Here is a 26,027-nt window from a genome sequence, read left to right as displayed (position 1 = left end):
TAAAGCAGGCTGAGAGCCACACATTGTGACTCCCAGGCGGGTATTATTTTAATTGACCTTTAACCGCATCACTAAAGAGCAATGAATATTCGGCATCGGTTAATATTATCGGATTGCCTGCGGAAGCCGCGTCTTTGGCTGACATTTTTCCGATCAAAACCGCGTCATCTAAATTGATCCCTATCTCGGCTAAGGTGTGCGGAATATTAAGTTGCTCCCTTAGCGTTAGCACCCAAGACAGAAAACCATCAAAACTCGCGTCATCTAACTCAAGGTATCGCGACAAACGTGTGATGCGCTCCTCTATAACACTGCGGTTTCGTATCAACACATAGGGCATTAAAATCGCATTTAATAATCCATGATGTTTGTTATACAGCGCACCAAGGGAGTGAGCGATAGCATGCATTCCGCCCAAACCACGTTGAAAACTGGTCGCTCCCATAGTCGAAGCTACTAGCATCTGTGTTCTCGCTTCAATGTCTTCACCATTGGTCACAGCTCTTGGAAGGAAGTCTTTCACTAAACGTATCCCCTCAATAGCAATTCCCTCCGCCATAGGGTGATAAAAAGGCGCACAATAGGCTTCTAGATTATGCGACAAGGCGTCTAAACCCGTTGCCGCGGTAATATGAGGTGGCAAGCTTAAGGTTAATATCGGGTCGAGCAAAACATGCGCGGGTAGCATATTGGGATGAAAGATAATGCGTTTAATATGATGAGGTCCATCGGTGTCGGTGATGACTGACGCGCGGCCTACTTCAGAACCCGTCCCTGCAGTGGTGGGCACTGCCACCACTGGAAGCATTAGGCTTTCATCGACAAGAGTCCAATTACTGCCAATATCTTCTGCGGTCCATAAAGAGATCGCTTGCTTCGCTATCATGGCGATTGCTTTTGCTGCATCTAAACTTGAGCCGCCACCGAACGCTACCACACCATCGAAACCGCCAGCGTTTAAAAACAGTGCGCCATCGCGAACATTGTTGCCGGTTGGGTTTCCCTGTATATCAGCAAAAACATCAGCTTCAAGTCCAGCTTCTATGCAATATGCTATTGCCTCTTTGACCATCGACAAACCGGATAAACCAGGGTCGGTGATCAACAGCACTTTGGTCATATTAAGTACTTTGCAACGCTCACCAAGCTGATCTAAACAGCCTTCACCCACTGTGATGGCGGTGGGGAAATTCCAACTTGCATGTAAATCCATCTTTCTACTCCCTTTTGGATCTAGCCTATACGGGCACTGAGTTAAATATGCTTTATATGAAATGACTTAGGCCGAGTCAGCTGCTCAAATCCTAACTGAGATAGAGTGCAGCCACGTCCCGACTGCTTTACCCCAGTCCACGCTAATGCGGGATCTAAATAATCACAGCGATTAAGGAAAAAAGTCCCTGTCTGCAGGCGTTCTCCTAACGCAATCCCGAGGTCGATATCTTGGGTAAAGATACTGGCGGTTAAGCCAAAATCGCTGTCGTTCATTAATGTAATGGCTTGCTCATCACTCGATACTTTCATTATCCCGACCACAGGGCCGAACGACTCCTGTGTCATCACGCTCATAGAGTGATCCACATGGGTTAGGATCTGTGGTGCAAGGTAAGGCGTTCCGTTCTGACTCAGCGGAAACAGTGCTTCGTCTATATGGGCTATGGCACCTTGCTCAATTGCATCAGCTATCTGCTCTCTGACAAAATCCGCCGCTGAGGTGCGCACCATGGGGCCTAAGGTGGCGCTTGGATCATCTGCACGCCCTAACTGGTATTGTTTGGTTAAGGCCACCGCCTTACTGACAAATTCATCATAAGCGTGCTGGTGGACGTAGATGCGCTCAATTCCGCAGCAAGATTGTCCTGAATTGAAAAAAGCACCATCGACTAAGGTCTCAACGGCACTGTCTATATCCGCATCCTCACGGACATAGGCGGGATCTTTGCCGCCAAGCTCTAGACCAACACCAATAAAGCGTCCACAAGCGGCCTTTTCTACCATCTTCCCGCCATAAACAGAGCCGGTAAACGCCACATAATTGATCTGCTCATTGGCGATAAGTTTGGCGGTGTTATCGTGACTCATATGCAAGTATTGAAAAACGCCTTTAGGTAATCCCGCTTCTTTAAAGGCCTGATATAAGCGCTCGGCGCACAGTGGTGTTTGAGCTGAGTGTTTGAGGATCACGCAATTACCCGCCAATAAAGCAGGAATGATGGCATTTATCGCGGTTAAAAAAGGGTAGTTCCAGGGAGCGATAACCAAGACTGTGCCTAAGGATTCACGTTTGATATAACGGGTAAAGCCTGACTTTTCTTCGAGCTGGATATCCGCTAACGCTTGCTCGCAAACCTCAATCATATAGTCACTGCGCTCGGCAACGCCGGCAAGCTCACCGCCGCCGTAACGTATAGGTCGTCCCATCATCCAGCTCAGTTCTTTCGCTATGTCATCTTTATGACTCAATAACTGCTCGATAGCCTGTTTACATAAGGCTTTACGTTGAGATAGCGGGGTCAGTTTCCAGCTTGCCTCAGAACTATTATAGGCTGCCGTTGCTTGCTCGACAGAGGCTAATAGCTGATGCTCGTCAGCGAGCGGACGGCTGACAAAAATGCTGCCATCTATGGGAGATAGGGTGTGCTGCATCTCTGGTTTCGAGAATGATTCCATAAATAAGGTAACTCCATTGCTACAACTTAAATTTCAACTTTAACTTCAAATAAGTGGCTTGCACCATAAAACTCACCGCAGCAGAAAGATGCTTGTGGGCTTAAATAATCTCGAAATAACGCTCCATCTCCCAATCGGTAACATGCTTTCTAAACTCACGCTCTTCCCACTCACGGCTGATGGCGTAATGCTCGACAAAGGTTTCACCAAAACAGCTTTTTGCCGCTGAAGATAGCTTGAATCGTTGCGTCGCATCCCACAGGGTGGCGGGCAGCGCTAATGACGCATCATGGCTCTGCTCGTAAGCGTTACCTTTCACTTGAGCTTGCGGTTCTAACTCGTGCTCTATGCCATAGAGGCCGCTGGCCAGTGCAGCAGCAAGTGCAAGGTAGGGGTTCGCATCGGCTGCACCGAGTCGATATTCAACCCGCTGAGATGACGCCGATCCAGGAATAACCCTCAAAGCCGTGGTTCTGTTTTCAACGCCCCAAGTGGCATCAGTAGGCGCCCAGAATCCGGGGACCATCCTAGAATAACTGTTAATAGTCGGGGCTATCATGCACAGAAATTCAGGCATCAATGCCTGTTGGCCAGCCAAAAAATGCCGTTGTATTTTGCTCATGCTGTGAGTCTGGCTGGGGTCATAAAAAGCCGAGCTACCATCTTTGTTTTGTAATGAGAGGTGAATATGGCCACTTTGCCCCGGATAATCCCCTGACCACTTCGCCATAAAGGTCGCCATCAGATCCCGTCTCTGTGCCAACACCTTCATAAAGGTTTTAAACAGTGCCCCTTTATCGGCCGCCGCTTCGGCATTATCAACCGCAATCGCCGCCTCAATTACGCCTGGGCCTGTTTCGGAATGGATCCCTTCGATAGGAAAATCCATGGTCTCAGACATCGACAAAATAGCTTGATAAAGATCAGAGTGCACAGAGTTACGGATCATTGAGTAACCGAACCAATCTGGGGTTATTGTCTCTAGATTGCGGAAGTTTTTTTCGCGGATTGATTTTGGTGTTTCGTTAAACAAAAAGAACTCATATTCCAATGCCGCAAACGGGTTAAAGCCCATGCTTTCAGCTTTCTCTATCACACGTCTTAGTGTCCCTCGTGGGCAGACAGCTTCAGCTTCTCCGGCAAACTCTGCGATAAACAGCAGCATGCCTTCTTCACCAATTACATCGCGGCAGGTATGGGGTAATATCCGCACTGGTGCATCGGGATAACCTGTGTGCCACCCTGTGTATTTAGCATTGTCATAGAGTTGATCTTTGACGTCCCAACCAAGTACCACATCGCAAAATGCAAAGCCTTTATCTAAGGAAGCTATAAACTTGGACTTAGACATATACTTACCGCGCATCACCCCATCATTATCAAATAGACCAACCTTAATATGGGCTAAACCACGCTCCTCTATAATGGCAATGGCATCGGCAATACTGTTAACTTGTCTGGCTTCCATATTCGCGCTTCCTTATTATTGTTCTTGATAAGATGAACTTGGCTTAGCGCTGCAGTTCATCGTCAGACTTCATTTATTACTTATTATATTTTTTTAATCTTAGTCGCTAAATTTGCAGGGAATAAGCTTGGCTGACAGAATAAAGTGGCTCACTGCCAGCCTCTTAATACTAATTAAGTTCAGACTCAGCTGAGGCGATCATGTCAAACTCCTCCTCAGGTGCCGAAGCCACCAATCGATGACGACTATAGAGGACAAAGTAAGTCACCATTATGAGATAAAAGAGGGCTGACCACATGGCAGCCTGAAGGCTTACCACAAAGGTGGAAGCGAGTGCGACGAGTGAGAGCACTAACGCGATAGAGGATGTGAAAATACCGCCAGGGGTTTTATAAGGTCGTTCAAGATTAGGTTCTTTTTTACGCAGTAAAATATGTGACAAACTCATCATCGCGTAGGAGATAGTAGCGCCAAATACCGCCATGGTGATCATCAAGTCACCTTCACCGGTTAGCGACAACAGAAAGCCCAATATTCCCGGTACGATTAACGCCCAAACAGGCACTTTACGTTTTCCAGACAGCGAGAGGAAACGGGGCAAATAACCGGCGCGGGAGAGGGCGAAAACTTGACGTGAATAGGCATAAATAATAGAGAAGAAGCTGGCAATCAAGCCAAACAGACCGACAATATTAACAAACTTGGCTGCCAGTGAGTCCTGACCATAAACAGATTGCAGTGCCCCCACTAATGGCGCGCCATGGTTTTTCATCGCTTCGGCGCCCGCGCCCCCAGGAGCGAGCAATAACACCGCTGCAGCAAATACGATCAATACCAACATAGAGGCGATAATCCCCTTAGGCATATCTTTCGCTGGGTTCTTCGCTTCCTCAGCGGCCAATGGCACGCCTTCTACCGCAAGAAACAGCCACATCGCAAATGGCAGTGCGGCCCAGATCCCCATATAACCTTCAGGAAGGAAACTGCTGGATCCTGCAACATTAGGGTTGGCCGCAATATCGAATAGATTGGCCGAGTCGAAATGTGGCACCATGCCCACCATAAAGACACCTATAGCGATCACCGCGAGCAGGGTTATCCCCATCATGATCCTCAGTGCTTCACCAGCTCCCCACAGATGCAAACCGACAAACACCACATAGAAGGCCGCATAGACAATCGGCCCGTCTATACCGACAAGCTCATGGACATAACCGCCAATAAAGATAGCGATAGCGGCAGGCGCGATGGCATATTCTAATAAAATAGCTGTGCCGGTGAGAAATCCGCCCCAAGGTCCCATGGCGCGTCTGGCAAAGCTATAGCCACCGCCAGCCGTCGGCAGTGAAGATGACATCTCCGCTAAACTTAATACTAAGCAGATATACATTAAGCCCATCACCAGAGTGGCGATAAGCATTCCGCCAAATCCGCCAAGTTCAAGACCAAAGTTCCATCCGGCAAAATCGCCTGAAATCACATAGGAGATCCCCAGACTGGCCAGCAGTACCCAGCCAGCAACCCCTTTTTTGAGTTGACGTTGGCTCATGTATTCATCGGAAACGGCTTTATACTCAATGCTTTTATTTTTTGTGTTAGGAGCATGTTGTATCTTTGATTCATGTGACATGACACTTCCCTTTATCTTGGTTTGCGAAATGGCCCGGATAATTCGCTTTGAATTAATACCTGACCGAACCTAATAGCCTCCTGGCTTAACGACAACAACAATCATTTGTACTAACGCTGTAGTATTAATAATTTTAATACTATGAAAAACATCAGCGGCTTATTTTTTAGTTTTTAGTCGCAAAAACTCATTCTACGCACTAACCAATATCGATGGCTGATACCAGCCAAGGCAGATCCTTTTCAAGCTCTGGTAGGAAACACTGAGACATGATTTGACAACTGTCTCTGGCCATCTGCTCAGCCAAATCGCTCAGTTCATGCCGTCGAGTGACCAAGGTAAGACGCCTGTTAAAGCCATCGTTAGCAGGAAGAGGCAGGCACCTTACTTGCGCTAAAGGGATCCCACTCTGGTATAAACATAGCGGTGTGGTGATGGTGCAGCCTAGGCCAGACGCGACCATAGAGAGCACGGCAAAGGTATTGTCGAGCTGTAACCTCATGGCAGGCTCAAGGCCAACTCGTCTTAAGTACCGCTCTATATTGGTGCCGATTAAAGAGTCATTGGTGTAGCGCACAAAATCTAGCTTTTGCAGTAAACGATTAATATCATTAATGGAACTCACATCTGCATATTGGCAGCTTAAATTCAGAGGAACCACTAACACAAAAGGCTCGCTTAATATGGGGTAGCGACAGAGGTCATCACAGTCTTCAAGTGCATCATCAGAAATAATAATATCGACCTGACGAGACACCAGCGCATCCGCGTGCATATGAGAGCGACCCGTGGTTAGACTCCAGTTCTCGGTTCGCCTCTTTACCACTTCAATTAACGGCTTACCTAAAGAGGTTGCCAGAGAATCAACCATGGCAATACGCACTAAATGAAGCTGTTCAAATGTCCCCTGAGTAAACACCTTTTGGGTTTGCTCTGCTTGGGAAAGAAGATGGCTAGATTGATCGAAAAAATAACGGCCAGCGATAGTAAGTGCAAGAGGCCGAACACTGCGATCAAGCAGTTCGACCTTAAGGTTCTTTTCTAGCATCGATAGGGTCTGAGAGACTGAAGATTGCGTCAATCCTAAACGTTTAGCCGTCTCTGTCATGCTGCCAGTTTGGGCTGCAATCACAAACACCTGCAAACCTTTTAAATCAAAATCAAATGCTCGCAATGACGTCCCTATTTAGCTTGAATAAAGTGGTGAATAAGCAAAAATATGGCATGAATATCACTCAGTTAGAAGCTTTTTTGATCACAATGGAAGATTAAGCAGCTTACAAGCTTGCTCATTGTGAGAAATTACTTCAGCAACAGGTAATTAAATGGGACAGCGTTAAACATCAAATTATGCCAATGTTTAGCTGAGTTTATTATCATTGGTGTCATCTGAGTTTCATGTGTGTGGCTGAAGCCCTGATCTTTGAGGAGGTGTGGTCGAATGAAGGTTTGGGAAGTTTTAGGCCGTGATAGTCAATCAGTGTTGAAGACTTTGGCGAGCATCTTGTCGGATGAAATATTCTGTGGGTAAGTAGCTGTAGGCTTAGGTGATTTTCGAAAGAGCAACAACACAACGGAGGCATATGGGGGGACGTATAAACAAAAACGGGTTAACCATTTCTGATTAACCCGTTTCGATACAACATATTAAGACGTGAGTCTTAGTTCATGCCGTATTTTTTTAATTTTTTACGCAAAGTACCACGGTTGATACCTAGCATGTTTGCAGCACGAGTTTGGTTGCCGCGAGTATGTTGCATAATGATATCTAGCAGCGGAGCTTCAACTTCGCTTAACACCATTTCATATACTTCTTCAGCTTCTTGCCCGTCCATCTGAGCGAAAAAGTTTGTTACCGCACGCTTTACTGCATCGCGTAATAACTGTGGCTTGATTGCGCCACTTGCGGTTTCGATTTTGCCAACAGTCAGTGGGTGAACTTCAGTGTGAGTTGTTTGATCAAACATTCGTATTCTGCTCTTTATTTATTTGCTGCAAATTCATCAAAATAGTGTTCCACCATGGAACATTGTTCTTCAACGGTCACAAGCTGATTAAACTCAGCTCGAAAAGCGCGTTGTGTTTCTTGGTTTAGATACCATCCAACGTGCTTTCTTGCGAAACGGATGCCTTTATAATCGCCATACAATGCGTAAAGCAGTTTAAGGTGTTCCAGCATCAATTGACGCTTTTCATCCATCTCAACGGGCGCTAGCTTATTACCTGTGTCCAAGTAATGTTGGATTTCCCTAAATATCCAAGGCCGTCCTTGAGCGCCCCGGCCTATCATCAAAGCATCCACACCAGTATAATCCAGCACAAAGCGTGCTTTCTCTGGCGTTAAAATATCTCCATTAGCGACGACAGGTATCGAGATCTGTTTTTTAATTGCTTTAATCGTGTCGTACTCGGCATTGCCTTTGTACATGCACTGTTTTGTTCTGCCGTGAACGGCTAACGAAGCAATGCCACAATCTTCTGCAATCTGGGCGATATGAACACCATTCCTGTGCTCTGGAGCCCACCCCGTTCGAATTTTTAGTGTCACAGGCACATCAACTGCTGCTACTACGGCACGTAGAATTAATTCTACTTGCTGTGGATCTTGCAACAAAGCGGAGCCTGCTAGCTTTCTATTCACTTTTTTTGCTGGACAGCCCATATTGATATCAATGATCTGAGCGCCTTGTTGCACATTCACAACAGCGGCATTCGCCATTAATTCAGGGTCTGAACCGGCTATTTGAACCGAACGTATTCCGTCTTCACCTACGTGTGTCATACGTAAGCGGCTTTTATCGGTATCCCAAACATCAGGATTAGATGAAAGCATCTCTGAAACCGCCATGGCTGCGCCATAACGAATACAAAGATTTCTAAAGGGCTGGTCCGTGACACCTGCCATTGGGGCCACGATCAGCTGATTTTTCAGTCGATAGGGTCCAATCTGCATTTATCAAATCACCTTGCTCGTCAAAGGGGCGCTATAGTACGCCTTTTTCAAGCCTGTGAAAAGGTCAATAAATGACCTGAGGGCAACTTTTTTTCTTGACTTTTGCTAGGTGAGAAGTCTGTCGCGGCGCAGAGTGCGCCGCGTATTACCGTTATTTGCGTATCCCTGTCAAGCGGCTCCAGTCGTCTTTGTGAGCAGGCTCGTCCATGTCGAACCATTTGCTATAAAAGGCTGAAACTTCTTCAGCTTGTTCTTTTAGTAGACCTGAAAGGGCAAGTTGGCCGCCTGGCAACACTTTATCAGCAATTAATGGCGCCAATTCACGTAATGGGCCTGCAAGAATGTTTGCCACTAAGATGTCTGCTTGCAGATCTGCGGGTTGGTCTTCTGGCAGATACAGCGAAAGCCTGTCTTGCACGCCGTTACGCTCTGCATTGGCTTTAGATGCGTCAATTGCTTGGTAATCGATATCGATGCCTGTGACACGTTCAGCCCCTAGCTTGAGCGCAGCGACAGCGAGAATGCCTGAGCCACAACCAAAGTCGATGACGTCTTTATTGCGGTAGTCGAGTCCATCTAGCCACTCTAAACATAAAGCGGTGGTTGGGTGAGTACCTGTGCCGAAGGCAAGGCCGGGATCTAAAATCACGTTGACCGCGGTTGGATCTGGGATCTCACGCCAGCTTGGACAGATCCAAAGGCGGTCACCAAACTTAATTGGGTGGAAGTTATCCATCCATTCACGTTCCCAGTCTTTGTCTTCAACTTGCTCTATCTTATGGCCGAAGTTTTTACCTAAATAAGGCAGCAGTTTTAGACGCTCAACCACAGGTGCTAAATCGTGATCGGCCTCAAAGAGTGCAATGATGACCGTGTGACTCCACAGTGGTGTCTCACCCAAAGTGGGTTCATAGATCGGGGTGTCTTTACCGTCTTCGAAGGTAATGGAAATTGACCCTTCTTCCATCAGCTGATCGCTAAGTGCGTCTGCGTGAGGGCCGTCGGTATCAATTCTTAGTTGGATCCAAGGCATGACAATTCTCGTTAGCTAGATATATCGACGTATTGTATACCCAAACGACCTCAGAATGCAGTATTCAGCATGTCGAAAAGGGAATAACCATTATCTCAATCATTGCTTTGTTCAGCTATCCTACTTGAGCTCTGAAACCAGCGTTTTGAAGTGAGTTGGGTATTTCGTTAAGCTTAAATCAGGTGCAGGACTCTATGGCAATTAGTCACTGTTTTACTTGAGCAATTAGTGACTTATAGTCCGCTTGTAATAACAGTATCTCTCAGGAGGACGTTTAGATTGTTTTGTTTGAAATGTTGCTTCAAGTAGCTGAAAATCATTGGTTAAAAGGTATTACCGCTGTTCTGTGTTTTATGCCTTGTTTGTGATCTTACTCTAATACTCACTTGAAAGAGCGTGAGCAAGATCACGATTGAAAATGCAGTTTCAACGAGGTGATTAACAAGTTGCTAGAGTGTAAATCCCACGACTAGGCATAAGATAAACAAGATAACTACTATGTTAGCATCCTACGTAAGCGCAACCGGACATCCCGCATCAGCTAAAGCGGACAAAATACAAAGCATCACCGGTGTATTGATGGGCTGCTTTCTATTAGCTCATCTACATTTTGAATCTAGCATTTTACTTGGTAAAGAGGCGTTTTATACCGTAGTGCAGTTTCTCGAAGGGGGCATGTTTAGCTCAACGGGACATGGCTTCCCGATTGTCACTAAGGTTTTTTCGGTGTTTATGTTACTGGTGGTGATGGCGCATGCGGCAGTGGCTTTACGTCGTTTCCCTGCGCAAATAGGGCAGTGGCGTGCACTTAGACGTCATATGTCAGTGATTAATCATAAAGACAGCCATGCGTGGTTCTGGCAGCTGATTACGGGCTTTGTGTTGTTCTTCCTTGTGCCTGTACACCTCTTTACCATGATAGCCAATCCAGAAATAGGTCCCCATCTTTCGGCTGACAGAGTCTACAACCAAAATGCTTGGTTGCTATACGCCTTACTGCTACCTGCTGTGGTGATCCACGCGATGATAGGACTTTATCGCGTGGCAGTTAAGTGGGGTTTAACCACTAAACGTACGGGGCTGCGTAAGCTGGCTAAAGGCTTGATTATTTATCTTATCGTCATTGGTCTTATGAGTCTTATATCTTATCTAATCATTGGCAGTGATTTGAGCTTGCCCGTTGAAGCTTATCGCCCTAGTTAGTTACGGCCATATTTTATTAATCGATAAATTAGGTATCGCTGGATTAATTACTTTTTTGTTGATCTACCTCACTGTTGGGAAGTTATTTGTGAGCGACATTGGTTACAGTGTCTTTAAGCGAAAATTCAACAACATGGATAGGGAAGCGAATGAGAATAATAAAAAATCGCGGTAAATTGAGTGGTTGGCTTGATATAAGCCAAAGCGCCAGTGGGGTAGTGCTAGCGGTATTTTTGTGGACGCACCTGTTATTGGTGTCATCCATATTATTGGGTAAAGATGCGATGATATGGGTCGCTAAAACCATGGAACTGAGTTTTTTAACGGCTGACGGTCATGGCTACCCTTGGGTGGTGACGGTCATCGCCGTTGTTATTGCCGCTATCGTATTGGTTCACGTTTTGGTTGCGGCGCACAAAATGCCGCTCAACCTACGTCAACAAAAAGCGCTAAAGCAGCAACTCAGCATGGTGAACCACGGCGACACTCGTTTATGGGTTTGGCAAGCCGTTACTGGCGTGGTGATTTTTTTGCTATTGCCAGTGCATTTGTGGCTCATTGGCGCTGCACCGGAAACCATAGGGCCTTATGGCAGTGCGGATAGAATTTGGCAACAGGGCGTATGGTTACTGTATTTACCTTTACTCTTTTGCGTTGAACTGCATGCAGCCATTGGTGTATATCGTGTTGCGGTTAAGTGGGGTGCCGTCAGAGATCTCAATAGTCGTAGCAGGCTGAAAAAAATAAAAAGCATTATCAGTGCCATCTTTATTGTGGTGGGTATTGCTTCATTGCTGGCCTTTTTGCCTTACGCAAATGGTTAGTCGAAAGCACTTATTAGCACAATGCTGTGTAAATCAAATATTTGAATGTAAGAACCATAAATTGACTCTGTACCCGCTTAAGGAGCACGTGTGAAACTGATATATACCGATTCGTTAGTGATCGGCGCTGGACTTGCTGGATTACGCGTCGCCATCGCCTCAAAAGAGCGTGGGCTAGATACTGTTGTATTGTCATTAGTCCCTGCTAAACGGTCGCATTCGGCTGCGGCGCAAGGTGGCATGCAAGCAAGTCTGGGCAATACCGTGAAAGGTATGGGAGATGATGAAGATGTGCACTTCCAAGATACGGTAAAAGGATCTGATTGGGGTTGCGATCAAGATGTGGCACGTATGTTTGCTCATTGTGCCCCTAAAGCAGTCCGTGAGTTGGCGAATTGGGGCGTACCTTGGACACGTGTTACGGCAGGCCCAAGACAAGTGGTGGTTAACGCCGAGAAAGTCACCCTCGAAGAGGCTGAAGTTGCGCATGGCTTAATTAATGCCCGTGACTTTGGTGGTACTAAAAAATGGCGTACCTGTTACACGGCTGATGGTACCGGTCATTCACTGCTATATGCCGTCGATAACAAAGCGATATCGATGGATATCCCGGTGCATGAGCGCATGGAAGCCTTATCGCTTATCCATGATGGTAAGCGCTGCCATGGCGTAGTAGCACGCTGTCTGGTGACCGGAGAACTACGTGCTTATGTCGCTAAGTCGACCACGATAGCCACCGGTGGTTACGGCCGAATTTATGAAGTATCAACCAATGCCATTATCTGTGAAGGGATAGGCCAAGCACTTGCGCTTGAAACTGGTGTTGCCAAGTTGGGTAACATGGAAGCGGTGCAGTTCCATCCTACAGCCATCGTACCCGTCGGGATCTTAACGACAGAAGGTTGTCGTGGTGACGGCGGCTTATTGCGAGATAAAGATGGTCACCGCTTTATGCCAGACTATGAGCCTGAAAAGAAAGAGTTGGCATCACGTGATGTAGTGTCGCGCCGTATGACCGAACATATGCGCAAAGGTAAAGGCGTTGATAGCCCTTATGGACCGCATCTATGGCTTGATATTACCTTGCTTGGCCGTAAGCATGTTGAAACTAACTTGCGTGAAGTGAAAGAGATCTGTGAGAACTTTTTAGGTATCGATCCTGCTAAGGAGTGGATCCCAGTACGCCCGACTCAACATTATTCAATGGGGGGTATCCGTACCGATTCAACAGGGCAGAATCCGCAGTTAAAAGGCCTGTTTAGTGTAGGTGAAGCCGCTTGTTGGGATATGCACGGCTTTAACCGACTCGGTGGTAATTCTCTTGCTGAAACGGTCGTTGGCGGCATGATTATCGGCAAGTACGTGGCTGATTTCTGCCAGCAAAATACCTTAGAGATTGATACTGGTCTGGTTGAGTCTTTTGTTGGCAAAGTGCAAAGCGAGATTGATGACTTAGTCGATGGTGAAGGGACTGAAAGTCCGTTTGAACTGAAAAAGCAGATGCAACGGATCATGATGGATTACGTGGGCATCTTCCGTAATGGCCCTGAGCTTGAAAAAGCCGTTAACGAGCTACAAGCGTTACTTAAGCGTGCTCAAGCATTAGGCCTTAAATGTAAGAAGCGCCACGCTAACCCAGAGCTTGTAGAAGCACTGCGTGTTAAACGTATGCTGAAAGTTGCGCTAACGGTTGCTGCTGGCGCTGCAGCACGTACTGAGAGCCGCGGAGCACACGCTCGTGAAGATTTCCCGCAGCGTAACGATAAAGACTGGCTAAACCGCACTTTGGCAAGCTGGCCAAACGCAGAAGCGTTATCGCCGACGCTGGAATATGAGCAGTTGGATGTGATGAAGATGGAGTTACCGCCTGGCTACCGTGGTTATGGTATTAACAATGCGATAGCGCATCCTGATACGGGCAAGCGCGAGCAGCAGATCACTGAGATATTGAGTCAGTTAGGTGATGATGCCGATAGGCACGAAAGACAAAATGCCTTAATGCCATTTGAGGTGCCAGAGTCATTAATACCTAAGAATGAGCGTTTGAGTGAAATGTTAGATCAGCAAGTTGCAGGAGAGGCGAAATGAGCCCAGAAGCCACAAAAGGGCGGATGTTAACCTTTAATATATTCCGTTATGATCCACAAGAACCGGGCGATAAGCCTAAAATGGTGAAGTACCAGCTTGAAGAAACACCGGGTATGACGGTCTTTATTGCGCTTAACCGTTTACGTGAAGAACAAGATACCTCGTTGCAATTTGATTTTGTGTGCCGAGCAGGTATTTGTGGCAGTTGCGCTATGGTCATTAACGGTTTTCCGACGTTGGCTTGCCGAACATTAACCCGCAAATACCCGAAAGGTGACATCATGTTGATGCCGCTACCTGGGTTTGAATTGATTGGTGATCTGTCGGTCAATACCGGCAAGTTTATGCGCGAGCTGGCTGAGCGTTTAAAGTTGTGGCTACATCCCATCAGTGATGATTTGGATGTTCACCGCTTAGAAGCGCCGATGGACCCTGTAGAAGCAGCCAAACTCTACGAGCTAGAACGGTGTGTAGAGTGTGGTGTATGTGTATCAGCCTGTGCCACTAAACAGATGCGCGAAACCTTTGTTGGTGCCGTGGGCATGATGAAACTTGCGCGTTTTGAGCTTGATAGCCGTGACGGTCGTGAGCTTGAAGATTATTATCATGTGATTGGTAACCAAGACGGTGTCTTTGGCTGCATGACTTTGCTCGGGTGCCAAGATAATTGCCCTAAGGACCTGCCGCATATGCAGCAGATTGCCTATCTAAGACGAAAAATGGCAGTCACTTTAGTTTAGGTTTATGGGTTGAAAAAAGTGCTCAAACCCCATGGCTATCGACTCTTGTGGGGGACTAAAGACGCTAAACATTAAAGCCTGCACTTGCAGGCTTTTTTTTGGCTGATATAAAAATCACTAACAGTGATGCTCTGATTAAGTAGAATTTTTATTGGTAAAAACGTGGTGATTTAATACAATAAAGTATTAGTAATGGTCGGTCGTTTATAAAGGAATAATTGATAATGCAGCTAAATGATCTAACTCTTTTCGTGAGAGTCGCTGATTGTGGCAGCCTAACGGGCGCCGCGGTTGAGCTGGATATCTCTTCTGCGGTGGCAAGTGCAGGCCTTAAAAGGTTAGAGAAAGAGCTAGGTACAACCTTGTTTATTCGCAGTACTCGCAGCCTTAGGCTAACCGATGCTGGCGAGCGGTATCTGATCCATTGTCGATCGGCATTAGCTGATCTTGACATGGGGCAGCGGGCAATTACCTCGAGCCTGACCCAGATCTCGGGCACCGTGAGTCTAGCCGTACCATCGGATGTTGGCCGTAATATCATATTACCTTGGCTCGATGATTTTCTATCCGAGTATCCAGAACTCAAACTTCGTCTTCATATTGGCGATAACTTGTCTGATTTTTATCGAGACAAAATTGATGTCGCATTACGCTCTGGTAAACCCAAAGATTCATCGCTGGTGGCCTTTAAAATTTGTGACTCCACGCGAGTACTATGTGCTTCGCCTGAGTATATCGAGCGCATGGGAGCGGTTAATAATTTAGAGCAGCTGCAGCAACATAACTGCTTGTTCTTTATGTTAGATGAGCGCACGCATGATCAATGGTTTTTCAGCAAAGAAGGTCAGCAATATAAGGTGCGAGTGACGTCTAATCGAACCTGCAACGATGCTGATGTTGCACGGCGCTGGGCTGTGGCTGGCCAAGGGGTGGTGTTTAAGTCCTGCCTTGATTTAACGGATGATCTTGAATCAGGGCGATTAGTGCCTATGCTAACGGATTACGTTGGTGAAGAGGCCGACCTCTATCTTGTTTGTCCTGGCCGAGAGCATGTGACGCCGGTGGTATTACTGCTCAGAGATATGTTAAGGGTGCGCTCAAAAGCGTGGTTGGCACGGACAAATAGCAGGTTGATTAAAGACATTCCTGACAGGCAACCAATGACAAAAGTTAGGCAAGCCGATGCCGCAGATTTAGACGTTATAAAGACGTTAGCGAGAGAGACGATAGACAAGTGTTATCGTTCCTTCTTAGGTGATGAAGGCGTTGACTGGTTTATCAATGGTGGTGGTTCAGACAAAGAGATTATTGAACATCTTGAAAATATCATGCTGCTTGAGGTGGATGGAAAAATACAAGGCTTCTGCGCTGCTGAAGAGGGATTCATCCATCTCTTGATGATCCATCCTCAATTACAGCAAACCGGTTTAGGGGGGTATCTATTAGCGCAGGTTGAGAGTATGCAACGAGATGAAGGTTATGAACACCTGCGGTTAGAAATCTTTAAAGGCAATGAGCAAGCGCTCAAATTCTATGTTAAACATGGCTGGTCCATTGTGGGAGAGGAGCAAGATGCATCGTTTGGACTGGTAAGAGTCTTTATGCGGAAAATACTAGACCGATTGTGAAAATAACAGCGTGCAAGAATAACCATAAAAAATGGACATAAAAAAACCGCATAAATGCGGTTTTTTAGCAGTTGAGACGTTAGAGCTAGATCTTAGTAGAGTTAGGTCTTAGCGCGTTTCATTGCTGTGAAAAATTCTTCGTTCGTTTTGGTCATAGCCAATTTGTCGATTAAGAATTCCATACCAGTGACTTCATCCATTGGGTGCAAGATTTTACGCAAGATCCACATTTTCTGAAGTTCATCTGTTGTAGTGAGTTTCTCTTCGCGACGCGTACCAGAGCGATTGAAATCAATGGCTGGGAATACACGTTTTTCAGCGGCTTTACGAGAAAGGTGTAACTCTTGGTTACCAGTACCTTTAAACTCTTCGTAAATAACTTCGTCCATCTTAGAGCCTGTATCAACCAACGCAGTGGCGATAATAGTCAAGCTGCCGCCATGTTCGATGTTACGAGCTGCACCAAAGAAGCGCTTAGGACGATGCAGAGCATTAGCGTCAACACCACCAGTAAGAACTTTACCTGATGATGGGATCACAGTGTTGTATGCACGAGCAAGACGAGTAATAGAGTCGAGTAAGATAACAACATCTTTCTTGTGCTCTACAAGACGCTTAGCTTTTTCAATGACCATCTCAGCCACTTGTACGTGACGGCTTGCTGGCTCATCGAAAGTAGAAGCAATAACTTCACCTTTCACCATACGTTGCATTTCGGTAACTTCTTCAGGACGTTCGTCAATGAGCAGTACCATTAGCACAACATCTGGATTGTTATAAGCAATGCTTTGCGCCATATTTTGCAATAATAGCGTCTTACCCGCTTTTGGCGGCGCAACAATCAAACCACGTTGACCTTTACCGATAGGAGAGCATAGGTCCAAAATACGTGAAGTGATATCTTCCGTAGAACCATTACCACGTTCCATACGCATACGTTCTTCAGCATGCAGTGGCGTTAGGTTTTCAAAAAGGATCTTGTTGCGAGAGTTTTCAGGCTTATCGAAGTTAACTTCGGTAACTTTTAGCAGAGCAAAATAACGTTCGCCCTCTTTTGGCGGGCGAATCTTGCCAAAAATGCTGTCACCAGTACGCATGTTGAAGCGACGAATTTGGCTAGGTGAGATATAAATATCATCAGGACCCGCTAAATAAGACCCATCAGAGCTACGTAAGAAACCAAAACCGTCCTGCAAAATCTCTAATACACCACCACCGAAAATATCTTCACCGCTTTTCGCGTGGGCCTTTAGGATTGAGAAAATGATGTCCTGCTTACGAGCGCGGGCCATATTTTCTAGCTTCATGTCTTGGGCTAGTTGTACTAAATCTGAAATCGGTGTGTCTTTTAATTCTGATAAATTCATCTTGGGGGGTCTTGTTTTCACGTGACTATGCCATCTTAGATCAATGGGTATGAAGCTTATTGAGTATCGATCGGATAGCGGGAAGTGGGTTAGTTAGAATCTCTTTGGTTATTAAAGTAGCACTAACAAGGCAGGGCGTCTAGAAATTTAATTAAACCCGACACATTTTCTTGTTGAAGCTGTGTCGGGAATCACTCAATCTAGCTTTAGTGGGCAGGTTTAGCCTCTAAAGTCTTACAGTTGTCCGTCGATAAACTCTCTTAGTTGAGTTTTTGAAAGTGCGCCTACTTTCGTTGCCGCTAACTCACCCGCTTTAAATAAAAGCAGAGTTGGAATGCCACGAACACCGTATTTAGCCGGTGATACGTTGTTTTGGTCAACGTTTAACTTAGCAACAGTGATCTTGCCTGCATACTCTTCAGCTACGTCATCTAAGATTGGGGCAATCATTTTACAAGGACCACACCATTCTGCCCAAAAATCAACCAGAACTGGTAGTTCAGAGTTAATTACGTCATTTTCGAAGCTATCGTCGCTTAAGTATACAATCTTGTCGCTCATGTTGTTCTCCAGTTTGGTTGCCATTGCTGGTTTGTTAATGGCTTAACCTGTATATTGGGTCGGTAAAATAGCTTTTCAAGCTATTAAAGTTAATCATTTATTAAAGACGCCACTCGAAGCGATCGTAAAACGCTTTAGACAAGTCGATCAATTGTAGGCATAGTGAGCCTAAGTCGACGACGACTAACGCCTAAAAGCGTATTTAGTTCGCCCTATAGAGAACGTTTAATACACGCTAAAATTCCAAGCATCATAATAAAAAGAGGGAATAGTGATTCCGTCACCGATGCTAATAATACCGTGAAAACCGTTTCTCTGAGTGAGCCCCAATTTTCAGCGATAACAATTCTACCGTTATTTCAAACGATCGAGTTCCTTATTGCAACCTTTTACAGGTAAGCCTGCGCTATGAGCGATACACATTTATCTACAAAAAAGTTTGCCGACTTCCCGCTACAGAAAGAAGTACAACTGGCACTGGACGAAGTAGGCTTTGATTTTTGTACGCCTATTCAAGCATTATCATTGCCGATTTTATTAGAGAAAAAAGATATAGCAGGGCAAGCGCAAACGGGTACAGGTAAAACCCTTGCCTTTTTAGTCGCCACGTTTAATCACCTATTAACTGAACCCGTTCCTGCTGATCGTCAGATCAGTCAGCCACGAGCCATCATTATGGCGCCAACACGTGAGCTTGCGATTCAAATCGCTAAAGATGCCAACTTACTTGCTAAACATACTGGCCTTAAAGTCGGTATCGTTTATGGCGGTGAAGGCTATGACGCACAGCGTAAAGTGCTTGATAAAGGTATTGATATCTTAATTGGCACCACGGGTCGTATTATCGATTATGTTCGCCAAGGTGTTATTAACGTAAGTGCGATTCAAGCGGTTGTGCTTGATGAAGCGGATCGTATGTTCGACTTGGGCTTCATTAAAGATATTCGTTTCTTGTTTAGACGTATGCCTGATGCTAAATCGCGCTTAAATATGTTGTTTTCAGCCACGCTTTCAATGAAAGTGCAAGAGCTGGCTTACGACCATATGAATGAGCCTGTGAAAGTTGAAGTTGAACCAGACGAGAAAACCTCGAAGAATATTAAAGAGGAGATCTTCTATCCATCTATGGAAGAGAAGATGCCACTTCTACTCTCACTGCTTGAGGAAGATTGGCCAGAAAAGGCGATTGTTTTCTCTAACACTAAACACAGCTGTGAAAAAGTGTGGTCATGGCTTGAAGGTGATGGACATCGTGTTGGTTTACTGACCGGTGATGTGCCACAGAAGAAGCGTTTACGTATTCTGGAGCAGTTTACTAACGGTGAAATAGATGTTTTGGTCGCAACAGATGTTGCTGCTCGAGGTCTACATATTGCTGATGTTTCGCATGTATATAACTACGATCTACCTGATGACTGTGAAGATTACGTGCACCGTATTGGTCGTACTGGTCGCGCAGGTAAGAAGGGAGTGTCAGTTAGCTTTGCATGTGAAGAGTACGCATTAAACTTGCCTGCGATTGAGAGCTATATTAAGCATTCGGTACCAGTAACCTCATATGATAGTGAAGCGCTGCTTGATGATATTCCAGCACCGAAGCGTATTCACCGTAAGCCGAGCAGTCATACGCGTAATACACGTGATCGCAATGGCTCTCGTCCACAAGGCGGGCATCGTAACAGTGGTCCGCGTCGTCATGACACGACACGCAGACATTCGTAACAGAGATTTCGCTTAATGAGCGCTCCTTGCTACGCAGCTATAACGTTAGGCTCAAATAGTTTTAATATGATGGTGGCTAAAACCGTTAGTCATCATCCACAAATTATTGCCAAATATAAACGTAAAGTACGTTTAGCTGAAGGGATCGAAGCTGACGGGTTGCTTAATTCGTCAGTCATGACGCGAGGCATTGACTGCCTCGCTATGTTCGCTGAAATGCTTAAGAAAGAGGGTGTCTCAGCGGATAATGTCGAGGTCATTGCGACAGCGACTTTAAGAAAAATCAGCAACGCTGATGACTTTTGCCAACAAGCACTCACTGTATTACCTCATCCCATCCGTATTATCTCTGGTATCGAAGAAGCTGATCTTATTTATCAAGGTATGGCTGCGACGACTGAAGGTCGTGGGCGGCGGTTAGTGATTGATATCGGTGGTGCTAGTACCGAATTTATTATTGGTGACGGTAATAAGGTGCTGTTAAAAACCAGTTTACCAATGGGTTGCGTTACTTTTAATCATAGCTTCTTTAACCAATTTCCTTTTCAACCATCCGATTTTGATCATGTTAGACACCATGTTGAAAACATACTGGGAGAATATCAGCAGCAACTAAGCAGGCTTGGCTGGCATAGTGTTGTAGGTGCTTCAGGTAGCGTACAGTCGGTTGTTGAGCTGCTCTGCGCTCGAGGTGAGTCGACAGCCATAACCTTGGATGTCCTGTATAGATTGAAGCAAGAAATTCTGGCACAAAACTCCGTATCCATGCTCGACATTGAAGGTTTAAAGCCGGAAAGAGCCCCGACTTTCGCCGCTGGAATTGCTATTTTACTCGCTTTATTTGAGTTGCTTAATATTGAAACGTTACAGCTTTCAGGTGGCGCCTTACGTGAAGGGATTTTGCATCAACTCGCCCAACGCTGCGGTTAAATAGTCTCTGCTAACATCCAAGTTGTAACCCTTTCCCAAGAACACCAAAACAATCCATATAACTTTATATTATTTCAGATTGTTCTTAGTTGCATTGATGTTTTTGACTGATTTAAGAACTTCGCCCTTCATTATTCAACGTATTCTCGAAGTACTTCACTTAATAAAACCAATAATTTCAATGTTTTATTCCCACTCTAAATCTATGGATAAAATAAATTGTATACATTATGCTAACAATGTTAGTGTGATGTTGCAATTAAGGGCGAGCTCAGTTGTTGGCGATCAACGCTAAAAAAAACAAAAAAGTTTGCACAATAACTATAGATAGGACTAAGGGAAATTAGGTTATGGACGGAAATAACGCTTTAAAGCGATTTACGCCGAGAAAGACACTCGCAGCGATTGCTGTTGGATCAGTGTTAATGTTTTCTGCACCAGCTGCTATTGCAGCTGATACTAGTATTGTTAAAGGTCATGTCATCAACGCCACTGGTGCTGACTTGTCGAACGCAACGATTACACTTAAGCACAAAGCTAAAGGGCTAGTGTTCACTGTTGAAACAAACGCCAATGGTGATTACCTGCTGCGTAATGTCCCTGTTGGTGATTACGACATCACCATTAGTAAAGATGGCTTTGTTCAAAATCAAGAAAATGGCGTCCGAGTCAGTATTGGGCAATCGGTTATTTTGGATGGTCAGTTAACGGAAGCAGGCGCTGACAATATAGAGCGAATTTCCGTAACGGGTAGCATGATCCGTCGTGTCGATACTGCTTCATCAACCTCTGGCTTAACGTTTAGTCAAGATGAGCTGCAAACCATGCCTGTTAATACGGGCTTTGAAAGTATTGCACTGCTAGCCCCCGGCACTGCAGCGCCTGGTGGAGATAGTTTTAAAGGCGCATCTAGTTTTGGTGGTTCATCAGCCGCTGAAAATGGATACTATTTTAATGGGCTCAATGTAACGAGTATTCGTACGGGTTTAGGATCAATTCGTCTACCTTGGGAAGCGATTTCTCAAACACAAATAAAAACGGGTGGTGTGAGCCCTGAATACGGTGGTGCATTGGGCGGTATTGTAAACGCTGTTTCTAAATCGGGTGAAAACGAATTTAAATTTGGTGCTGAAGCACGCTGGGATCCATCTTCATTACGTTCATCTCATGACAATATATACCAATCAAGCGGTGAAATAGACACTAACACTCAACAAGATAGCTATGACTTTAAAGAGTTACAGTTATGGGCGAGCGGAGCAATTATAGAAGACTCACTATTCTTCTATGGTTTGTTTGCGCCAAGACGCGAAGATCAAGACTGGGCTGGTCAAACGACTAAAACTAACCGTGAACGCGAAGAAGATCGTTGGTTTGCTAAACTTGATTGGTACATGACAGAAAATCATTCAATTGGCTTTTCTGCCATGAACAACAAGCGTACTTGGACGAATAAGACTTACGCTTATGATTGGGAAACCAATGTTGTTGGTGAACAGCAAGGCGTAGATGCACCTGGTGAAGATGGTGGTAAAGTTTATAGTTTGAACTACAACGGTTATCTTACCGATACATTCTCAGTTTCAGCAGTTGTCGGACGAGTGCAAGAGGATGTTGAAAATGTCGTGGCCTCTACTAATCCTGGAGTATGGGACTACCGAAATGGTTCTACGACATTAAGCCAGCATACTAACTCGACGGTATCAGAAGAGCATTATCAACGTGATCAAGCGAGAATTGATTTCAGCTGGGACTTAGACAACCACGCGATTCAATTTGGTGTTGATTATACCAAGGTCAAAGTTGATTACTCTTCATCTCAAAATGGTATGGGAGATGCTCAAGGTTGGTGGTCAATTTATACGGCAGGTGCGGATGATAACTCTGGCCAAGTTCAGGGCGAAGACTATGTAGAGCGCCGCGTACGTAACCGTTTCACTGATTCTGATGTGACTTCAACCGCTTTCTATATCAATGACTCGTGGCAGGCGACTGACAATTTGGTATTAAATCTTGGTTTACGTTATAGCGAATTTGAAAACACAGTCTCAGATGGTCGCGCATACGTAGAGATGGAAGATCAGTTTGCCCCCCGTGTCCAAGCTATTTATGACTTATTTGGTGATGGTAGCGCAAAAGTGTTTGCTACCTATGGTCGTTATTTTCAACCTGTATCAGCAAATATGAATATTACTCAGGGCTCATCTTCTATTGAATGGTTCGAATATTCAGAGCTTGATCAAGTTGATGGTGACGGTCATCCAGTGATTACTGGGGATGGTTCACCGAGTCGTGGGGCAATGCTGAGGGATCGTTGGTATCGTCAAAAAGGAATTACTGAGCCTGGTTTGATCGCTTCATCTTCTCTTAAATCTATGTACTCAGATGAGTTTACGTTAGGTTACCAGCAAGAAGTATTTGAAACGATGACGGCGGGTGTTCGTGGTATATACCGTAACTTAGGCCGCAGCGTCGAAGATACTGATGTTGGTCCAGTATTGAGTAAGAAACTTAAAGAGTTAGGTATTGAAGATAATGTAGGTCAGAGCTCTTACTATGTGCTGCTAAATCCTGGTGAAGATGTGGGTATAGCATATGATTTCGATGGCGATGGTACTGTCGATAATGTGAATTTGACTGCAGAAGAGATGGCATTGCCTGAAGCTGAGCGTAAATATGTAGCTATGGAGTTCACACTTGATGGCGCTGTTACTGACGATTTACGTATTAACTCATCGTACACCTGGTCGCATAGCTATGGTAATACCGAAGGTTTAGTTAAGACGGATAATAATCAGGCTGATCCAGGTTGGACAACCTCTTATGATTATGGCGACTTGATGGATCATTCAAATGGTGATTTACCGAATGACCATACACATGCATTTAAGGTCAGTGGTGCTTATAACATTACCGATGAGTTTATCTTTGGTTTTGTAACGCGTGTGACTTCGGGTCGTCCACAGAGTTATTTCTCACAGCATCCAGAAGGCGTGGGTAGTTGTACTGCGGGTAATCCGTGGGATGACTGTATCAGCCGTTATTATGATCAAGCGTCGCACTATGATGAAAATGGAAACCCTGCACCACGCGGTGAAGCGGGTAACTTGCCTTGGGTAACGAATATCGATTTATCTTTGACTTACATGACCGATATTTTTGAGGGTGACTTCTCCATCAAGGGAACTGTTTACAATGTATTAGACTCTGATTCGGCAATTAACATTAATGAAGAAAGAGCACGCTATGCAGATACAGCGTCAGGGCTTGAATTAAACCCTGATTACGGCATGGTTACAGACCGTCAAGAAGAGCGTTTCTTTTCAGTTGTGGCACGTTACGAGTTTTAAATAACGTGTAAATAAAAAGGCCGCTTTTTGCGGCCTTTTTTATGTTTTTAAAGGTAGAGTTACGAGGCTTTTAAAATGGCCGCGAGATCTTTCTCTAAAGACACTTTAGGTCTTTCGACAATACGACCAATCTCTTCATCTTTTTGTGAAACGATGAAAGTCGGTATACGTGAGAAATCATAGTGTTTAGCCAAGCCTTTTGGATCTTCTTTAGCTCTATCAACACCAATGTATTTCACCGTGATCAGAGGGTTATTAACCTGCTCCATTATACGAATAAGTCGCGGCGTTTCACGGTGACAATCTGGGCACCATGTACCAATAATAACGGTGATTTCAGTTGCCTCAGTGACAGCCTGTAACTGCGCTACTGTTGCTTTGTCGGCTTTGTAATCAGTATATTCTTGATTGAACCAATCAAGCACGTTGAGTTGTTCGGTTGTAACGCTACCAGTTAAGATCACTTCTTGTTTCTCCTCACTACAAGTGGCCATAAAGCCCTCTTGTTGGCCTTCGAATGCACAGCCGCCACTAGCCATACTCTGGCTACTAAAAAATAAAACGGTGGTGGCAAGCAATGCTTTGACGTTATTGTGCATGATTATACCTCTAGCAAGAAGAAATGAATTCTGCTTTATTCAATCATGTCTTAACTAATGGGTGAAGCATGGGCTAGAAGGACTGTTATATCGATCACTGCATGATTGTTCGTTTAGTGGCAGGAGTCACACAATAGAGACTAAGCTCTAAAAGTGGAACCGAAATATTGAACTTTATAGGGGGGATTTGACGTTAGAAATAAAAATGCCACTCGCTAGGGAGTGGCATTTCTGCATCTATAAACGGTTATTTATCTTCTTTTAACCACTGCGCAGCGCGCTTGGCAAAGTAAGTCAGGACACCATTTGCACCCGCACGTTTAAAGCAAAGTAATGACTCCATTACAATCGCTTTTTCAGCTAACCAACCATTTTGAATCGCGGCCATATGCATCGCATATTCACCACTGACTTGGTAAGCAAACGTTGGCACGGCAAGCTCAGTCTTAACGCGACGGACGATATCAAGATAAGGCATACCAGGCTTAACCATTACCATGTCTGCGCCTTCTTGAATGTCGAGAGCAACTTCATGCAGTGCTTCGTCACTGTTAGCAGGATCCATTTGATAGCTATGCTTGTTGCCACCCTTTAGATTACCCGCTGAACCGACTGCATCACGGAAAGGACCATAGTAGTTTGATGAATACTTGGCAGAGTATGCCATGATCTGTGTGTTGACATAACCAGCGGCTTCAAGCGCTTTGCGAATAGCACCAATACGGCCATCCATCATATCTGAAGGTGCGATAATATCAGCACCGGCTTCAGCATGAGAAAGTGCCTGTTTAACTAAAATATCGGTAGTGATGTCATTGATGATATAGCCAGTTTCATCAATGATGCCATCTTGACCATGAGTGGTAAACGGGTCCAGTGCGACGTCAGTCATCACGCCTAGCTGTGGGAAAGCCTCTTTCAATGCACGCACGGCACGTTGTGCTAGCGCGTCGGCATTATAAGCTTCCTCAGCCATCAGGGTTTTCTTCTCTGAAGGCGTGACAGGAAATAGTGCAATAAGTGGGATCCCAAGTTCAACTAATTCTGCCGCTTCTTTAAGCAGTAGGTCAATTGAAAGGCGCTCTACACCAGGCATAGAAGCAACTTGCTCTGTACGATTATTCCCTTCCAGCACAAACATCGGATAAATTAAGTCATTTACAGAGAGTTGGTTTTCAGCCATGAGACGACGACTAAACTCATGTTTGCGCATACGACGCATTCTACGCTGTGGGTAGGCACTAGTAATAATATTCACATT

At 45.2% G+C, this 26,027-nt stretch carries 20 protein-coding genes and 1 pseudogene; 9 read left to right on the top strand and 12 right to left on the bottom strand.

Annotation, left to right across the window (positions count from 1 at the left end):
- Positions 1 to 43 precede the first annotated feature (43 nt).
- From CXF86_RS10410 to prmA, 8 genes are all read right to left on the bottom strand, one after another.
- Positions 44 to 1,213, bottom strand: coding sequence for an iron-containing alcohol dehydrogenase (locus tag CXF86_RS10410; RefSeq protein WP_102038912.1), 1,170 nt, complete (start codon positions 1,211 to 1,213; stop codon positions 44 to 46).
- Positions 1,214 to 1,254: 41 nt separating this feature from the next.
- Complete coding sequence (locus CXF86_RS10405; RefSeq protein WP_102038911.1) at positions 1,255 to 2,670, bottom strand: aldehyde dehydrogenase family protein; 1,416 nt, start codon at positions 2,668 to 2,670, stop codon at positions 1,255 to 1,257.
- A 100-nt stretch (positions 2,671 to 2,770) separates the two neighbouring features.
- The gene (locus CXF86_RS10400) at positions 2,771 to 4,138 is read right to left on the bottom strand and encodes a glutamine synthetase family protein (protein ID WP_102038910.1); all 1,368 of its coding nucleotides are present in this window, start codon (positions 4,136 to 4,138) and stop codon (positions 2,771 to 2,773) included.
- Positions 4,139 to 4,307: 169 nt separating this feature from the next.
- The gene (gene eat / locus CXF86_RS10395; RefSeq protein ID WP_102038909.1) at positions 4,308 to 5,768 is read right to left on the bottom strand and encodes an ethanolamine permease; all 1,461 of its coding nucleotides are present in this window, start codon (positions 5,766 to 5,768) and stop codon (positions 4,308 to 4,310) included.
- A 199-nt stretch (positions 5,769 to 5,967) separates the two neighbouring features.
- Positions 5,968 to 6,942: a LysR family transcriptional regulator gene (locus CXF86_RS10390; protein ID WP_101089780.1), complete on the bottom strand. Its 975-nt coding sequence runs from the start codon at positions 6,940 to 6,942 to the stop codon at positions 5,968 to 5,970.
- 487 nt (positions 6,943 to 7,429) lie between these two features.
- Entirely contained in the window at positions 7,430 to 7,735 is a 306-nt protein-coding gene (gene fis / locus CXF86_RS10385) for a DNA-binding transcriptional regulator Fis (protein ID WP_012153658.1), read from the bottom strand.
- A 14-nt stretch (positions 7,736 to 7,749) separates the two neighbouring features.
- Positions 7,750 to 8,721: a tRNA dihydrouridine synthase DusB gene (dusB, locus tag CXF86_RS10380; protein WP_101089781.1), complete on the bottom strand. Its 972-nt coding sequence runs from the start codon at positions 8,719 to 8,721 to the stop codon at positions 7,750 to 7,752.
- Between the two features lie 151 nt (positions 8,722 to 8,872).
- Positions 8,873 to 9,754, bottom strand: a complete 882-nt coding sequence (gene prmA, locus CXF86_RS10375) for a 50S ribosomal protein L11 methyltransferase (RefSeq protein ID WP_101089782.1) — start codon at positions 9,752 to 9,754, stop codon at positions 8,873 to 8,875.
- A 498-nt stretch (positions 9,755 to 10,252) separates the two neighbouring features.
- Between prmA and CXF86_RS10370 the strand changes: the two genes are divergently transcribed.
- From CXF86_RS10370 to CXF86_RS23155, 6 genes and pseudogenes are all read left to right on the top strand, one after another.
- Positions 10,253 to 10,957 carry a fumarate reductase cytochrome b subunit gene (locus tag CXF86_RS10370; protein WP_101089783.1) on the top strand — a complete coding sequence of 235 codons (705 nt, stop codon included), beginning with the start codon at positions 10,253 to 10,255 and terminating at the stop codon, positions 10,955 to 10,957.
- 149 nt (positions 10,958 to 11,106) lie between these two features.
- Positions 11,107 to 11,781, top strand: coding sequence for a fumarate reductase cytochrome b subunit (locus tag CXF86_RS10365; RefSeq protein WP_102038908.1), 675 nt, complete (start codon positions 11,107 to 11,109; stop codon positions 11,779 to 11,781).
- A 90-nt stretch (positions 11,782 to 11,871) separates the two neighbouring features.
- Positions 11,872 to 13,869: a fumarate reductase flavoprotein subunit gene (locus tag CXF86_RS10360; RefSeq protein WP_101089785.1), complete on the top strand. Its 1,998-nt coding sequence runs from the start codon at positions 11,872 to 11,874 to the stop codon at positions 13,867 to 13,869.
- Positions 13,866 to 14,609, top strand: a complete 744-nt coding sequence (locus CXF86_RS10355; RefSeq protein WP_101089786.1) for a fumarate reductase iron-sulfur subunit — start codon at positions 13,866 to 13,868, stop codon at positions 14,607 to 14,609. Before CXF86_RS10360 ends, CXF86_RS10355 begins: the two co-directional genes overlap by 4 nt.
- Before the next feature lie 224 nt (positions 14,610 to 14,833).
- Positions 14,834 to 15,733 (top strand): annotated as a pseudogene (locus CXF86_RS23055) (LysR family transcriptional regulator); the annotation flags it as partial.
- Between the two features lie 36 nt (positions 15,734 to 15,769).
- On the top strand, positions 15,770 to 16,237 hold the full coding sequence (locus CXF86_RS23155) for a GNAT family N-acetyltransferase (protein ID WP_308303182.1): 468 nt from the start codon (positions 15,770 to 15,772) through the stop codon (positions 16,235 to 16,237).
- Between the two features lie 101 nt (positions 16,238 to 16,338).
- On the opposite strand, the gene rho is transcribed toward CXF86_RS23155, so the two are convergent.
- Together rho and trxA are read right to left on the bottom strand one after the other, a co-directional pair.
- Positions 16,339 to 17,604 carry a transcription termination factor Rho gene (rho, locus tag CXF86_RS10345; RefSeq protein ID WP_101089787.1) on the bottom strand — a complete coding sequence of 422 codons (1,266 nt, stop codon included), beginning with the start codon at positions 17,602 to 17,604 and terminating at the stop codon, positions 16,339 to 16,341.
- A 234-nt stretch (positions 17,605 to 17,838) separates the two neighbouring features.
- Positions 17,839 to 18,165 (bottom strand): thioredoxin TrxA, encoded by a 327-nt coding sequence (gene trxA / locus CXF86_RS10340; RefSeq protein WP_101089788.1) that lies wholly within the window; start codon positions 18,163 to 18,165, stop codon positions 17,839 to 17,841.
- Positions 18,166 to 18,573: 408 nt separating this feature from the next.
- Here trxA and rhlB point away from each other — a divergent pair, with 408 nt between their 5' ends.
- The 3 genes from rhlB (at position 18,574) to CXF86_RS10325 (ending at position 24,167) form a co-directional block, all read left to right on the top strand.
- Positions 18,574 to 19,887 (top strand): ATP-dependent RNA helicase RhlB, encoded by a 1,314-nt coding sequence (rhlB, locus tag CXF86_RS10335; protein ID WP_101089789.1) that lies wholly within the window; start codon positions 18,574 to 18,576, stop codon positions 19,885 to 19,887.
- Positions 19,888 to 19,902: 15 nt separating this feature from the next.
- A complete protein-coding gene (locus CXF86_RS10330; RefSeq protein WP_102038907.1) occupies positions 19,903 to 20,817 on the top strand; it encodes a Ppx/GppA phosphatase family protein in 915 nt (304 codons plus the stop codon).
- Between the two features lie 350 nt (positions 20,818 to 21,167).
- Entirely contained in the window at positions 21,168 to 24,167 is a 3,000-nt protein-coding gene (locus tag CXF86_RS10325) for a TonB-dependent receptor (RefSeq protein ID WP_101089791.1), read from the top strand.
- Between the two features lie 59 nt (positions 24,168 to 24,226).
- Here CXF86_RS10325 and CXF86_RS10320 read toward each other — a convergent pair whose 3' ends face one another.
- Together CXF86_RS10320 and hemB are read right to left on the bottom strand one after the other, a co-directional pair.
- Entirely contained in the window at positions 24,227 to 24,766 is a 540-nt protein-coding gene (locus tag CXF86_RS10320; protein ID WP_101089792.1) for a thioredoxin family protein, read from the bottom strand.
- 247 nt (positions 24,767 to 25,013) lie between these two features.
- Entirely contained in the window at positions 25,014 to 26,024 is a 1,011-nt protein-coding gene (gene hemB, locus CXF86_RS10315) for a porphobilinogen synthase (protein ID WP_101089793.1), read from the bottom strand.
- Positions 26,025 to 26,027: the final 3 nt, after the last annotated feature.

Source organism: Shewanella sp. GutCb, from assembly GCF_002836135.1.
Taxonomy (GTDB): domain Bacteria; phylum Pseudomonadota; class Gammaproteobacteria; order Enterobacterales; family Shewanellaceae; genus Shewanella.
The sequence above is the reverse complement of the archived record's forward strand: the minus strand, read 5'-3'. Positions and strand labels throughout refer to the sequence as shown.